Source organism: Streptomyces sp. NPDC107500, from assembly GCF_055582785.1.
Map to the genome: position 1 here is coordinate 260,201 of NZ_JBVJPF010000006.1, position 13,944 is coordinate 274,144.

Consider the following 13,944-nt stretch of genomic DNA (forward strand, 5'->3'; position numbering starts at 1 on the left):
CGGGTGAGGCTCCCTTCTTCAACGGGCCGTGGCGGGCCCGCCACGCCACCCGCTGACGTCCGTGCGCCGAGCGCCCGGACCCCGAACCGCCTCCGTCCGAACGGGAGATGCCCGCATGCCCTTCGTCCGCATAGACGCCCACGGCACCGACGCCGATCGCCTCGACGCACTCGGCCGTGCCGTCCACGACGCCCTGGTCGAGACGCTCGGGATCCCCCACGACGACCGGTTCCAGGTCCTCACCGGGCACGACGGCGCCCGGGGCACGCTGCGCTACGACGACTACCTCGGAGTCCACCGGGACGAAGGCATCGTCTTCGTGGCGATCACCCTCCGGGCGGGCCGGACGAGCGAGCGCAAACAGGCGCTGTACCGCCGGATCGCCGAACTCGCCGAGGCCTACGCGGGTACCGAGCCCCGGAACGTCTTCGTCACCCTGACCGAGAACACCTCCGACGACTGGTCGCTCGGCCACGGGATCGCGCAGTACGCCCCGCGCGGTACGTAGGCTCTTGACCATGCTGAGACTCGGTGTCCCCGTCATCGGCGTCACGGACGAGTGGCGGAGCGCGACGCGGGAGGCCGACTGGGACCGCTTCCCGCCCGACCCCGACCCCGACTTCGTCGTCGTCGCGGACCCGGACGGCAACGCCTTCTGTGTGGTCGACAGCGGCGGCGCCCTGCCGACGTCCTGAGCCCTAGGCGAGCGCGTCCAGCGGGTCGTCCAGGACCGGCTGCCAGGCCAACTCGGCCGCGCCGACCAGGCTGTTGTGGTCCAGGCTGCACGGCAGGATGGGTACGCCGCCGCTCTGGCCCCACAGGCTGCGGTCGGCGACGACCGCGCGCAGCCGCTCGGGGTCGGCGTCGAGGAGGGCTCGGTGGAGGCCGCCGAGGATGATGCGGTCCGGGTTGAGGATGTTCACCAGGCCCGCGAGACCCAGGCCGAGGCGGTCGATGAGGGCCTCGGTGGCGGTGCGGACGGCCGGGTCGGCGTAGTGGTCGCGGATCAGGTCGTAGGACTGCTGGAGCAGGGACACCTCCGGCCCCGGCTCGCGGCCGGCCGCCGTGAGGAAGGCCAGCGGATCGGCCTCCACGTCGAGGCAGCCGCGGCTGCCGCAGTGGCAGGGGCGGCCCTCGGGGTTGACGGCGAGGTGCCCGACCTCCAGGGCGAGGCCCGAACTGCCCATGTGCAGGCGGCCGTCGAGGACCAGGGCACCGCCGACGCCCCGGTGGCCGGTGGCCACGCACAGCAGGTCGCGCGCTCCGCGCCCGGCACCGTGCCGGTGTTCGGCGAGGGCCGCGAGGTTGACGTCGTTCGCGGCGAACGCGGGCCCGTCGATACCGGCGGCGCGCACCTGCTCGGCGAAGATCCGCCGCACGGGCGCACCCGCCGGCCAGGCCAGGTGCAGCGGGTTCAGGGCCAGGCCCTCCGGTTCCGCGACGGCGGACGGCACGGCGAGCCCCGCGCCGACGCAGCGCCGCCCGGTCTCCCGCAGCAGCTCCGCGCCCGTCTCGACGACGGAGCCGAGCACCTTCGCAGGGTCGGCGTCGACGACCTCGCAGCCGGGTGCGGTGGCGACGATCCGGCCGCCGAGACCGACCAGGGCCGCGCGGAAGCCGTCGGCGTGGACCTGCGCGGCGAGCGCGACGGGGCCGTCCTCGGCGACCGCGAGGCGGTGCGAGGGGCGGCCCTGGGAACCGGCCGCCGCGCCGGGCCTCGCGTCGACCCGGATCAGGCCGAGCGCCTCCAGTTCGGCGGCGACGGCGCCGGCCGTGGCCCGGGTCACGCCGAGTTCCGCGGTGAGGACGGCCCTGGTGGGGGCGCGTCCGGTGTGCACGAGCTCCAACGCGGGTCCGAGCGCACCGCGCCCCCGCTCCAGCCGCGTCCTCGAGGTGGTCCCTTCCCCCGCCGCCCGGGGGTCCGCCTTGCCGCTCATGGAGGGGAGTCTCCCATGATCCGCACGTGTGGCGTGTCTAGAGGCCGCTGACCCGGAGCGTGATGTTGAGCCGTCCGGTGAGCCCCAACTCGGGCGGTGCCGTGCCCGGGTGCACCCTCGGCACGCCGTGGTACGCGAGCCGGGACGGCCCGCCGAAGACGAAGAGGTCGCCGCTGCGCAGTTCGACGTCGGTGTAGGGGCGGGTCCGGGTCCGCGGGTTGCCGAAGCGGAAGACGCAGGTGTCGCCGAGGCTCAGGGAGACCACGGGCGCGTCGGAGCGCTCGTCGGCGTCGCGGTGCATGCCCATGCGGGCGTCGGCGTCGTAGAAGTTGACCAGGGCGATGTCGTACGCCGCGTCCGCCGCGGCGTCGGCGCCCAGCGCGTCGGTCACCGCGCCGCGGCCCAGCTCGCCCAGCCAGGCCGGGAAGGGCTTCACCGGCGCGCCGTCGCCGTCGACGACGGTGCGGGCGTAGGCGTACGGGTGCCAGTGCCAGCCGAGGCAGACCTGCCGGGCGGTCATGGTGCCGCCGCCGGGAGTGCGGACCGTGCGCAGTCCGGCCGGGGGACGGGCCCACTCGCGGCAGGCACGCAGCAGCTCGCGCTGCCGTCCGGGCGTCAGCCAGTCCGGCACGTGGACGGCACCGGGCGCGGTCTCGGTACGGCTCCTGGGGAACAGCTCGGAGTCCATGTCCCCATCCTGCCCGCGATGCCGTCCGGTCCGCGCGAGGGGGCCTGAGCTGCGGCTCGGTTAGCCTGGGCGCACGATGAACGACCGCAGTGACCGTATGACGACGCCATGGGGCGAGCAGGTGCTGACCCGCTTTCCCGAGGACCCGCGCGACCGGCTCCGGGCCTGGGACGCCTCCGACGAGTACCTGCTCGGGCACCTCGCGGAGCGGGAGGTGCCGCTGACCGGCACGGTGGTGGTGCTCGGGGACCGCTGGGGGGCGCTGGTGACGGCGCTGGCGGGGTACCGGCCGGTGCAGATCACCGACTCCCACCTCGGGCGGGAGGCGGCTCGCGTCAACCTGGAGCGGGCCGGCGCGGAGCCCGGCTCCGTGCGCCTGCTGACCACGCAGGACCCTCCGCCGGACCGCGTCGACGTGCTGCTCGTGCGGGTGCCCAAAAGCCTGGCGCTGCTGGAGGACCAGTTGCTCCGGCTGGCGCCCGCCCTGCACGAGGGGACGGTCGTCGTCGGCGCCGGGATGGTCAAGGAGATCCACACCTCGACGCTCCGGCTGTTCGAACGGATCGTGGGCCCGACCAGGACCTCGCTGGCCGTGAAGAAGGCCCGGCTGATCTTCGCCACGCCGGACCCCGCCCTGCGGCGGCCGGCCAACCCCTGGCCGCTCACCTACCGGCTCCCCGACGACGTAGGACCGCTGCTCTCCGGCCGGGCCGTCGTCAACCACGCCGGCGTGTTCTGCGCCGACCGGCTGGACGTCGGCACCCGGTTCTTCCTCCAGCACCTGCCGACGGCCGGTGGCGCCCGCCGGGTGGTGGATCTGGGCTGCGGCAACGGTGTGGTCGGTACGGCGATGGCGCTGGCCGACCCCGGGGCCGAGGTGCTGTTCACCGACGAGTCGTTCCAGGCCGCGGCGTCCGCGGAGGCGACGTACAGGGCGAACGGGGCGACCGGGCAGGCGGAGTTCCGGGTGGGCGACGGGCTGGCCGGGGTGCCCGACGGCAGCGTCGACCTGGTCCTCAACAACCCGCCCTTCCACTCCCACCAGGCGACCACCGACGCCACCGCGTGGCGGATGTTCACCGGGGCGCGGCGCGTGCTGCGCCCCGGCGGCGAGCTGTGGGTGGTCGGCAACCGGCACCTGGGCTACCACGTCAAGCTGAAGCGCCTGTTCGGCAACAGTGACCTGGTGGCGAGCGACAGCCGGTTCGTGGTGCTGAGGGCCGTCAGGACGTAGCGCCGACCACCTGGATGATCGTCGCCACCGTCCGCACCATGGCCTCCCTTCCGGCGGTGAGGTAGCCGCGCGAGTCGACCGCGTCGGGGTGGGCGGCGAGGTGCTCCCGGATCGCGCCGGTCATGGCGATGTTGAGGGCGGTGCCGACGTTGACCTTGGCGATGCCGCCCGTGACGGCCGCGGCGAGTTCGGCGTCCGGGACGCCGGAGGAGCCGTGCAGGACGAGCGGGACGTCCAGCGCGCTGGACAGTGCCTTCAGCAGGTCGTGGTCGAGGGCCGCGGTGCGGCTGGTCATGGCGTGCGAGCTGCCGACGGCGACGGCCAGGGCGTCCACGCCGGACTCGGCGACGAAGGCGCGGGCCTCGGCGGGGTTGGTCCGGGCGCCCGGGGCGTGGGCGTCGAGGGGCGCCGCGCCGTTCTTGCCGCCGACCTCCCCCAGTTCGGCCTCGATCCAGATCCCCTGGGCGTGCGCCCAGCCGACGGCGGCCCGGGTGGCCGCGAGGTTCTCCGCGTACGTCAGCCGGGAGGCGTCGTACATCACGGAGCTGAACCCGGCGTCCCGCGCCTGGCGCAGCAGGCCGTCGCTCTGGACGTGGTCGAGGTGCAGGGCGACGGGCACGGCCGCGCCCTCGGCGGCGGCGACGGCCGCGGCGGCCAGGGGTAGCAGGCGGCCGTAGCGGTACTTCACGGCGTTCTCGCTGACCTGGAGCACGACGGGCATGCGCACGGACTCGGCGCCGGCGACGACGGCCTCGATGTGTTCCAGGGTGATGACGTTGAAGGCGGCTACGGCGGAGCGTGCGGCCGCGGCGCGGCCGACCAGGTCGCCGGTGCTGGCGAGGGGCACGGTCTCTCCCTTCCCGGGCGTCGGGGCACGGGTGTCGGGGCGGGCTCGGGGCGGATGTCTGGTGCGCGCGGCGGGTGCGCGCGGCGGCGTCAGGGAGCGAGGATCACCGAGCGGGTGAGGTGGCGCGGGCGGTCCGGGTCGAGGCCGCGGGCGGCGGCGACGGCGACCGCGAGCCGCTGGGCCCGGACCAGTTCGGCGAGCGGGTCCAGCTCCCCCCGCACCCACATCGCGCCGGTGTCGCGGACCTGGTCGGCCAGCCCCTCGGGGGCCTCGCCGAACATCCAGGTGGCCGTGCCGGCGGTACTGATGCTGATGGGCCCGTGTCGGTACTCCATCGCCGGGTATGCCTCGGTCCAGGAGAGGGACGCCTCGCGCATCTTGAGTCCGGCCTCGTTGGCCAGTCCGACGGTCCAGTCCCGGCCGAGGAAGGTGAACTGGGTGCGCTCGACCAGCCCTTCGGGCAGCGCGGCGGCGAGCGCCGTGCGGGCGTCGGCGACGACCGCGTCGGTGTGCAGGCCCAGGTGGGCGCGGAGCAGGGTGAGGGCGGTGGTCGCGAACCGGGTCTGGACGACCGACCGTTCGTCGGCGAAGTCGAGGACGACCACGTCGTCGGCGGCGGCCATGACCGGTGTCCTGGGGTCCGCGGTGATCGCGACGGTTCGGGTACTGCCCTTCAACTCCGCGAGCAGCTCCAGCACTTCGGTGGTGGTACCGGAGCGGGTGAGCGCGACGACCCGGTCGTACGCGCGTCCCCGCGGGAACTCCGAGGCGGCGAACGCGTCCGTCTCGCCCCGGCCCGCGCCCTCGCGCAGCGCCGCCACCGACTGCGCCATGAAGTACGAGGTGCCGCAGCCGACGACGGCCACCCGCTCGCCCGCCGCGGGCAGCGCCGCCGTGTGCCCCGCCGCCTCCGCGGCGGCGCGCGTCCAGCACTCGGGCTGGCTGTTGAGTTCGTCCTCGACATGCGTCATGCCGCACACTCCCCGATCGACCGATCTGATTGTTCCTGCAAGATATAGCGAGCTTTCGAGCACAATCAAGCAATCCGTGGAAGTGGACCGTGCGCTAGTGTCAGCGGGAGATCGAGGAACGGAGGCGCGGATGTCGCGCGACGCCCGCTGGAAGGCGCTGCTGGAACTGCTCGTGGAGCGGGGCCGGCTGGACGTCGAGGAGGCGGCCACCGAGCTGGAGGTCTCGGCCGCGACGATCCGCCGCGACTTCGACCGGCTCGCCGAGCAGCAGATGCTCGTGCGCACGCGCGGTGGCGCGGTCGTGCACGGGGTGTCGTACGAGCTGCCGCTGCGCTACAAGACCGCCCGTCGCGCCTCGGAGAAGCAGCACGTCGCGCAGGCGGTCGCGGCTCTGGTGGCACCCGGGGAGGCGGTGGGACTGACCGGGGGGACGACCACCACGGAGGTGGCGCGCGCCCTGGCCGTGCGCGCCGACCTGGCCACCGGGACGCCCGCGCTGACGGTGGTCACCAACGCGCTCAACATCGCCAACGAGCTGGCCGTCCGGCCGCAGTTCAAGATCGTGGTGACCGGCGGGGTGGCCCGGGCGCAGTCGTACGAGTTGATCGGGCCGCTCGCGGACGGCGTGCTGGGCCAGGTGACGCTCGATGTCGCGGTGCTGGGTGTCGTCGCCTTCGACGCCGAGCACGGTGCGGCGGCCCACGACGAGGCGGAGGCGGCGATCAACCGGGTGCTGTGCGAGCGCGCCGAGCGCGTGGTGGTGGCCGCCGACTCCAGCAAGCTGGGCCGGCGGGCGTTCGCCCGGATCTGCGCGACCGAGTCGGTGGACACGCTGGTCACGGACGTCTCGGCCGACCCGGAGCTGGTGCGCCGGTTCGAGGAGGCGGGGGTCCGGGTCGTCACGGCCGGCGCGTAGGAGCGGTTCGCCGGAGCCTCAGTGCCCGTGCTCGTCGCCGTGCTCGGCCGGCGAGGTGGGCGCCGGTTCCGACGCGTCCGGCGCCGCACCGGCCCGCACGGTGAAGGCGGCGGTGTGGACCTCGCCCCGGTGCCGGAAGTCCAGGAAGAGGCGGTAGGTGCCGTCGCTGGGCGCGGTGGCCGTGAAGGAGATGCCCGGGCCGGACCTGGTGGTCCCGTCGCCGGGCTCGCCGCCCGGGTGGACGTGCAGGTAGGCGAGGTCGCCGGAGCGCAGGGCGACGAGGTGGCCGTAGGCGCCGAGGTAGGGCTGGAGGTCGTTGACGGGTTCGCCGTCGCGGGACACCTCGAACTTCAGCTCGCTCGCCTTGCCGGGGCGCAGGGACCCGGCCAGCTCGACCTGGTAACCGCCGGTCCTGGCGGTGCCGTTGAGGGCGGGCGTGCGCGCGGGCTCGTAGCGGCCGGAGGCGGCGAGGTCGGCGCCGAGCGTGAGGTTCTCGGCACCCTTCCGCGCCGGGGTGAAGTCGGCGAAGACGCGGTAGTCGCCCGCGCGGGGCAGGTCGACGGGCGTGCTCCAGGTGCCGTCGGCGGCGCGGACGGGGTGCAGGTGGCGGTAGGTGACCAGGTCGCGTGAGGCCACGATGAGGTGGAGTTCCTTGTCGTGCTCGCGCTGGTACGCGGTGACGGCCCCGCCGCTCGCGTCCCGCACCGTGAAGCGCAGCTCTTCACGCTCACCGGCGCTGACGCGCGGGGTGGCGAGGTCGAGGGTGTAGCCCTTCTCGGAGACCTGGAGCCCACCGGGCGGGGTGCTCTCATGCCCCTCGCCGCCGTCGCCCCCCGGCTCCCGGGGCGCCGGCCCGCCGTGCTCATCGTGGGGCGCGGGCGGCGCGCTCTCCTCCACTACGGGGTCCACTCCCGTGCCGACGCCGTACGCGGTGCCGAAGGTCGCGGCTAGTGCGGCGGCGAAGGCGGTGATCCTCAGTCCGGTGCGCATGACGGTCGTCTCCTCGGGTTCCGGGCCTCCGGCTCGACGGCGCATGGAGGCTCTTCGGCTCTTCCTGCATCTCACAATACCCCTAGGGGGTACCCAGTCAAGCGGGACGAACGCTTGCGTTCGATACCCCCTATGGGTATACATGAATCCGGAGCGGGGATACCCCCTCCCCGTATACGCACCCAGTACACGCCGCGCACGCGTCAGGAGCTGCCATGACCACCAGCACGACCAGGGCACCGGCCGAGGTGGAACTCGCCATCGGCGGCATGACCTGCGCCTCATGTGCCGCCCGGATCGAGAAGAAGCTCAACCGGATGGACGGGGTCAGCGCCACCGTCAACTACGCGACGGAGAAGGCCAAGGTCAGTTACGGGGGTGAGGTGTCCGTACCGGACCTGATCGCCACGGTCGAGGCGACGGGATACACGGCCCACGAGCCCGAGCCGGTACGCGCCGAGCCCGCGCCCGGTACCGGGACGGCCGCTTCCCCCGGGGACGGCGACGCGCTGCGGCCCCTGCGGCAGCGGCTGGTCACCGCCGTACTGCTCGCCGTCCCCGTCATCGCGATGGCGATGGTGCCGGCGCTCCAGTTCGAGTACTGGCAGTGGCTGTCGCTGACCCTCGCGGCCCCGGTGGTGACGTACGCCGCGTGGCCCTTCCACCGGGCGGCCCTCACCAACGCCCGGCACGGCGCGGCCACCATGGACACGCTGATCTCGGTGGGCACCTCGGCGGCGTTCCTGTGGTCGCTGTGGGCCCTGTTCCTCGGCACCGCGGGCACGCCCGGCATGACCCACCCCTTCGAGCTGACCATCGCCCGCGGTGACGGCTCGGGGAACATCTACCTGGAGGCGGCCGCCGGGGTGACCGCCTTCCTCCTCGCCGGGCGCTACTTCGAGGCACGCGCCAAGCGCAAGGCCGGCGCCGCGCTGAAGGCCCTGCTGGAACTGGGCGCGAGGGAGGTCACGGTCCTGGACCCCGACGGCCGGGAACGGACGGTTCCGACGGCCGGGTTGGCGGTGGGCGACCGCTTCCTGGTCCGCCCCGGCGAGAAGATCGCCACCGACGGCACGGTCGTGGAGGGTGCCTCCGCGGTGGACGCCTCGATGCTCACCGGCGAGTCACTCCCCGTCGAGGTCGGCGTGGGCGACGGCGTCACGGGCGCGACCCTGAACGCGGGCGGCCGGCTGGTGGTCGAGGCGACCCGCGTCGGCGCTGACACACAGCTGGCCCGGATGGCGAGGCTGGTCGAGGACGCGCAGAACGGCAAGGCCGCCGCCCAGCGCCTCGCCGACCGCGTCTCCGGTGTCTTCGTCCCCGTCGTCATCGCCCTGGCACTGGCCACCCTGGGCTTCTGGCTCGGCAACGGGTCCGGACCCACCGCCGCGTTCACGGCCGCCGTCGCCGTACTGATCATCGCGTGCCCCTGCGCCCTGGGGCTGGCCACTCCCACCGCGCTCATGGTCGGCACCGGCCGGGGCGCCCAGCTCGGCATCCTCATCAAGGGACCCGAGGTGCTGGAGTCCACCCGCAGGGTCGACACCGTCGTCCTCGACAAGACCGGCACCGTCACCACCGGCCGGATGACCCTGCTCGCCGTGCACACCGCCGGTGCCACCGAGGAGGACGACGTACTGCGCCTGGCCGGTGCGCTGGAGCACGCCTCGGAGCACCCGGTCGCCCGCGCGATCGCCGACGGGGCGCTGGAGCGGCTGGGCGGCACCCTGCCCACCCCCGAGGACTTCGCCAACGTCCCGGGCCTCGGCGTGCAGGGCGTCGTCGACGGCCACGCGGTCCTCGTCGGCCGGGAGCGGCTGCTCGCCGAGTGGGCGATGGCCCTTCCGGCGGATCTGGCCCGTGCCAAGGCCGAGGCGGAGACGTCCGGGCGGACCGCGGTCGTCGTCGCCTGGGACGGGGAGGCGCGGGCGGTCCTGGAGGTCGCGGACGCGGTGAAGGAGACCAGCGCCGAGGCGATCGGCCGACTGCGCGCCCTGGGGCTGACGCCGGTCCTGCTGACCGGGGACAACCGTGCCGTGGCCGCCTCGGTCGCCCGCGAGGTCGGCATCGACCCCGGGTCCGTCTTCGCCGAGGTGCTGCCGCAGGACAAGGTCGACGTGGTCAAGCGCCTTCAGGGCGAGGGGCGTTCGGTCGCGATGGTCGGCGACGGCGTGAACGACGCCGCCGCGCTCGCCCAGGCCGACCTGGGGCTCGCCATGGGCACCGGCACCGACGCCGCCATCGAGGCCGGCGACCTCACCCTGGTCCGCGGCGACCTGCGCGCCGCCGCCGACGCGATCCGGCTGGCCCGCAGGACGCTGGGCACGATCAAGTCCAACCTGTTCTGGGCCTTCGCCTACAACATCGCCGCGCTGCCGCTCGCCGCGGCCGGACTCCTCAACCCGATGATCGCCGGTGCGGCCATGGCCTTCTCCTCGGTCTTCGTCGTCGCCAACTCGCTGCGCCTGCGGTCCTTCCGGGCCGCGGGCTGAGCGGCCACCCAGCACGCCGGGCGCGGCGTCGGCCGCGCGTCCGCCCGGTCCCGTTCCAGGCTCGGTCTCCGGCCCGTTCCACACGGTCCCGGACCCGTTCCACAGGCGGTCCCAAACCCCGTTCCACGTACGGTCCACGTCCCCCGGACGGGCCCCGCCGGCGCGCCCCGGGTACAGACGCGGACCAGGATGGTGCGGCGAGGGACCACGCCACGCACACCGGCCGGCCCACGGAGCAGGAGCCGATGAACGAACCGACCAGAGCCGACCGGGACGACGACACCGGCGGCCCGCCGGGCCCGCCGCCCGCCCCGCGACGGGCCGGTCGGGCCCTCAGCGCCGTCCTCGGTGACCTGCGTGCCGTCGACGGCGCGCTGTACGCGGCGGTCGCCGCCACCTCCACGCCCACGCTCGACCGGGCGCTGCGCCGCCTCTCCCACGCCGCGGACCATTCGAAGGTCTCCCTCGGGATCGCCGCCGCCCTCGCCCTGAGCGGTGCGCGGGCGCGCCGGGCGGCGCTAGTCGGGGCCGGGGCGGTCGCCGTGGCCTCGGCCTCGACGAACCTGCTGGGCAAGCGCCTGGTGCACAGGGCGCGGCCGGACCGGGAGTCGGCACGGGTGACGGTCGACCGGTACGTGCCCATGCCCGCGTCGGCGTCCTTCCCGTCGGGCCACACGGCCGCGGCGGTCGCGTTCGCCACGGCCGTCGGTGTCGTCCTGCCCGCCGCCGCCGTCCCCCTGGGCGCGCTGGCGAGCGCCGTCGGCTACGCCCGGGTCCACACCGGCGTCCACTATCCCGGCGACGTCGCCGCGGGCGCCGTCGTGGGCATCGCCAGCGCCGCGGCGGCGCTGGCCGCGGCGGCCGCCTCCCCGGTCCCGGGCGTGCGGTCGGTCTACTCGGCGAAGACGGTGCCGCGGACCGCCGTCGGCCCCGGGTAGTCGCCGCGGAGGACCGGAGGCCCGCGAAGGCCCCCAAGTGCACCGGCGTGGCAGCCCGCACCCGCGGCGCCGCTCGGCGACGACCCCCGCTCGTTCCGCGGCCACGGCCCTCACGCTCCGTGCACCCCCGGGCGAGGGCGCTCCTGGTGCCCTTTCCCTCCGGCTGTGGAAGCGTCCGGATCATGGCCCACATGTCCCACGGCGCCCACGGCAGACCTCCGACCCGCGGGCGGCGCTGGTCCACGTTCCGGCAGTCGCCGTTCTGGCCGGCCACGGTGCTGGTGCTGATCCTCGCCGCCGCTGCCGGTCTCTTCGCGGGTTCGTACACCTACTCGATGGCGGACCCGACGCCGCGCTCGATCCCGACAGCGGTGGTGGGCTCGTACGACGAGGCCCGCAGCCGGGTCTTTCTGGACGGCCTGGAGCAGGCGCTGAACGCCTCGGTGAAGGTGCACGCCTACGACACCCGGTCCGCGGCGGTCGGGGCGCTGGAGGACCAGGAGGTCTTCGCGATCTTCGAGTTGCGCGAAGGGGGACGGACCGCCGTCCTCGACCTGTCCAGCGCGTCGGGCGCCTCGGTCGCCGAAGTCCTGTCCGACGCGGCACCGGCCGTGGGCCGGAAGACGGGCGTCCAGGTCACCGTCCGGGACATCAACCCCCTCCAGGACGGCGACCCGCGCGGGCTGGCGATCTTCTACATCTCTTTGGCCGCGGTGATCATCGGTTTCGTCGGGGCGATCCAGCTCAGCGTGCACGCGCGGTCGCTGGTCCCCTTCGAGCGCATCCTGTTCACGATGGCCTACGCGCTGCTGGGCGGCTTCGCCATCGCCGCGACGGTGGACTGGCTGCTGGACGCCCTCGACCTGCCGTTCGCGGAGTCGTGGCTGATCCTGGCGCTCACCCTGTTCACCTCCGGCATGGTCTTCTCCATGTTCAACACCCTGTTCGGGCGCTGGGCGATGCTGCCGACCTGGGGGCTGATGGTGCTCCTCGGCAATCCCTCGTCCGGCGGCGCGGTGTCGTGGCCGCTGCTGCCGTCCCCGCTGGGGGTGATCGGCCAGTGGCTGCCGCCGGGCGCCTCGGTCAACGCGCAGCACACGGCGGTGTACTTCCAGGGCCATCAGCACGTGTTCCCGTTCCTGGTGCTGGGCGGATGGGCCCTGTTGTCCTGCGCGGTCTTCTGGATCTGGCGTCACCGGCACCCGGGCGGGCGCGAGAAGGAGCCGGTGGCGGAGGAGTCCTGAGGCGGCGGCGCCCCGGGCCTCATTCGAGTTCCTCGCGCAGGGTCGCCGCGATGCGGGTGAGCGCGACCCCCAGGTGGCGGCGCTGGGCGGCGGTCAGCGGATCGAACACGAGCCGCTTCACCTGCGCGACGTGTTCCGGCGCGCTCTCGACGAGCTTCTGACGGCCGGCGTCGGTCAGGGTGGCGAGGGTGTACCGGCCGTCTCCGGGGTCGGGGCGGCGGGCGACCCAGTGGCGGGATTCGAAGCGGTCCATGACCTTCGACAGTCGCGGCTGGGTGCTGTCGCTGACCCGGGCCAGGTCGCTCAGACGCATCGTGGCCTCCTGCGCCATGGACAGCTGGGCCAGCACCCCGTACTCGAAGTTGGAGATGCCCGCGTCGCGCTGCAACTGGCGGTCGAGGGCGGCCGGGAGGGCGATGACGACCGTGCGCAGCGCCTGCCACAGGTCCTGCTGGTCGTCGTCGAGCCAGGGTGACTGGGTGTCCATGGGCCTCATCATACTTGCCCGGGCAACTGAATCACTTGCCTGGGCAAGTCAATATGGGCTAGCTTCACACTTGCCTCGGCAAGTGAAAATACTTGCCTGAGCAAGTGAATAAGCCGATGAACCCCCTGTTCGAAGACGTCAAACACCCCCTGAGGAAGTGCCATGAAGGCCATACGTTTCCACGAGTTCGGCAGCGGCGGCGTCCTGCGCCACGAGGATGTCGACCGTCCTGTCCCCGGCACCGGGCAGGTGCTGGTGCGTGTGACGGCCACGTCGTTCAACCCCGTCGACGACCACATCCGCGCCGGCGTCCTGGCCGAGATGATCCCGATCGCGCTCCCCTACGTGCCGGGCATCGACCTGGCGGGCACCGTCGCCGGACTCGGCGCCGGCGTCACGGACCTGGAGGTGGGCGACCGAGTCGTGGCGATGCTCCCCCTCGACTCCGCCGGAGGCGCCGCCGAGTACGCGCTCGCCCCGGCCGCGTCCCTGGCCCCGGCCCCCCGGACGACCGAGCTTGCCGACGCGGCCGCACTGCCGCTGACCGGTCTGGCGGCCTGGCAGACGGTGTTCGAACTCGCCTGCCTGAAGCCGGGACAGACCGTCCTGGTCAACGGGGCGGGAGGCGCGGTGGGCAGCCTCGTCGTGCAGCTCGCCGTCGACGCCGGCGCGAAGGTGACCGCCGTGGACGCGCCGAAGCACGCCGACCGCCTCCGGGGGTACGGCGCGGACCGCGTCACCGGCCCCCTCGACCTCGCCGCGGGCCCGGCCGCCGTCGGCGGTCCGTTCCAGGCCGTGGTGAACCACGTCCGCGTCTCCCCCGAGGAGCTGGCGCGGCTGACCGAGTACGTCGCCGACGGCGGGGTCGCGGCGAGCACGGCCGGCCCGGTTCCCGAGGATCCCGCCCGGGGCGTGCGGAGCGCGAGCCTGTGGGTCCGGAGCGACGGAGCCCAGCTGGCCGAGCTGGTGGCCAAGGTGGACGCGGGCAAGCTCCGGCTGCACGTCGCCGCGCGCCGACCGGTGGCCGAGCTGGCCGCCGTGCACGAGGACGCCGGTGCCGGACGGCTGCCCGGCAAGACGGTGGTACTCGTACCCTGACCGCGCCCGGACGGACCGGACGCCCGCCGTTCGACGCCCGTCGGCGGGCGGCCCGGAACCCGGGTCCGCGGGGCGGGCCCGCCCGGCCGCCCCGTCTGTTCC

The 13,944-nt window shown here is 74.2% G+C and carries 13 protein-coding genes and 1 pseudogene; 8 read left to right on the forward strand and 6 right to left on the reverse strand.

Annotation, left to right across the window (positions count from 1 at the left end; genetic code table 11):
- Positions 1–115: 115 nt before the first annotated feature.
- Positions 116–508, forward strand: a complete 393-nt coding sequence (locus tag ACZ67M_RS24725; protein ID WP_392015231.1) for a tautomerase family protein — start codon at positions 116–118, stop codon at positions 506–508.
- A 67-nt stretch (positions 509–575) separates the two neighbouring features.
- Positions 576–695, forward strand: a pseudogene (locus tag ACZ67M_RS24730) (VOC family protein); the annotation flags it as partial.
- A gap of 3 nt (positions 696–698) precedes the next feature.
- Here the strand turns inward: ACZ67M_RS24730 and ACZ67M_RS24735 are convergent.
- Together ACZ67M_RS24735 and ACZ67M_RS24740 are read right to left on the reverse strand one after the other, a co-directional pair.
- A complete protein-coding gene (locus tag ACZ67M_RS24735) occupies positions 699–1,937 on the reverse strand; it encodes an ROK family protein (protein WP_469852777.1) in 1,239 nt (412 codons plus the stop codon).
- Positions 1,938–1,974: 37 nt separating this feature from the next.
- Positions 1,975–2,625: an alpha-ketoglutarate-dependent dioxygenase AlkB family protein gene (locus ACZ67M_RS24740; protein WP_392237819.1), complete on the reverse strand. Its 651-nt coding sequence runs from the start codon at positions 2,623–2,625 to the stop codon at positions 1,975–1,977.
- 97 nt (positions 2,626–2,722) lie between these two features.
- Between ACZ67M_RS24740 and ACZ67M_RS24745 the strand changes: the two genes are divergently transcribed.
- Positions 2,723–3,859: a methyltransferase gene (locus ACZ67M_RS24745; RefSeq protein ID WP_469853046.1), complete on the forward strand. Its 1,137-nt coding sequence runs from the start codon at positions 2,723–2,725 to the stop codon at positions 3,857–3,859.
- On the opposite strand, the gene ACZ67M_RS24750 is transcribed toward ACZ67M_RS24745, so the two are convergent.
- Complete coding sequence (locus ACZ67M_RS24750; protein ID WP_392102996.1) at positions 3,849–4,706, reverse strand: class II fructose-bisphosphate aldolase; 858 nt, start codon at positions 4,704–4,706, stop codon at positions 3,849–3,851. The genes ACZ67M_RS24745 and ACZ67M_RS24750 overlap by 11 nt on opposite strands.
- Before the next feature lie 89 nt (positions 4,707–4,795).
- On the reverse strand, positions 4,796–5,677 hold the full coding sequence (locus ACZ67M_RS24755; protein ID WP_361356042.1) for an SIS domain-containing protein: 882 nt from the start codon (positions 5,675–5,677) through the stop codon (positions 4,796–4,798).
- Between the two features lie 130 nt (positions 5,678–5,807).
- Here ACZ67M_RS24755 and ACZ67M_RS24760 point away from each other — a divergent pair, with 130 nt between their 5' ends.
- Positions 5,808–6,593, forward strand: a complete 786-nt coding sequence (locus ACZ67M_RS24760) for a DeoR/GlpR family DNA-binding transcription regulator (protein ID WP_361356040.1) — start codon at positions 5,808–5,810, stop codon at positions 6,591–6,593.
- A gap of 18 nt (positions 6,594–6,611) precedes the next feature.
- On the opposite strand, the gene ACZ67M_RS24765 is transcribed toward ACZ67M_RS24760, so the two are convergent.
- Positions 6,612–7,583, reverse strand: a complete 972-nt coding sequence (locus tag ACZ67M_RS24765; protein ID WP_392015239.1) for a hypothetical protein — start codon at positions 7,581–7,583, stop codon at positions 6,612–6,614.
- 215 nt (positions 7,584–7,798) lie between these two features.
- Between ACZ67M_RS24765 and ACZ67M_RS24770 the strand changes: the two genes are divergently transcribed.
- The 3 genes from ACZ67M_RS24770 to ACZ67M_RS24780 all read left to right on the forward strand — a co-directional run bounded on the left by ACZ67M_RS24770 (position 7,799) and on the right by ACZ67M_RS24780 (position 12,257).
- On the forward strand, positions 7,799–10,075 hold the full coding sequence (locus ACZ67M_RS24770; RefSeq protein ID WP_469852779.1) for a heavy metal translocating P-type ATPase: 2,277 nt from the start codon (positions 7,799–7,801) through the stop codon (positions 10,073–10,075).
- A 245-nt stretch (positions 10,076–10,320) separates the two neighbouring features.
- Positions 10,321–11,013 carry a phosphatase PAP2 family protein gene (locus ACZ67M_RS24775; protein WP_469852780.1) on the forward strand — a complete coding sequence of 231 codons (693 nt, stop codon included), beginning with the start codon at positions 10,321–10,323 and terminating at the stop codon, positions 11,011–11,013.
- 182 nt (positions 11,014–11,195) lie between these two features.
- Positions 11,196–12,257, forward strand: coding sequence for an ABC-2 transporter permease (locus ACZ67M_RS24780; protein ID WP_469852782.1), 1,062 nt, complete (start codon positions 11,196–11,198; stop codon positions 12,255–12,257).
- Positions 12,258–12,276: 19 nt separating this feature from the next.
- On the opposite strand, the gene ACZ67M_RS24785 is transcribed toward ACZ67M_RS24780, so the two are convergent.
- Positions 12,277–12,744, reverse strand: coding sequence for a MarR family winged helix-turn-helix transcriptional regulator (locus ACZ67M_RS24785; protein WP_385794936.1), 468 nt, complete (start codon positions 12,742–12,744; stop codon positions 12,277–12,279).
- Positions 12,745–12,906: 162 nt separating this feature from the next.
- Here ACZ67M_RS24785 and ACZ67M_RS24790 point away from each other — a divergent pair, with 162 nt between their 5' ends.
- The gene (locus ACZ67M_RS24790; protein ID WP_469852784.1) at positions 12,907–13,842 is read left to right on the forward strand and encodes an NADP-dependent oxidoreductase; all 936 of its coding nucleotides are present in this window, start codon (positions 12,907–12,909) and stop codon (positions 13,840–13,842) included.
- Positions 13,843–13,944: the final 102 nt, after the last annotated feature.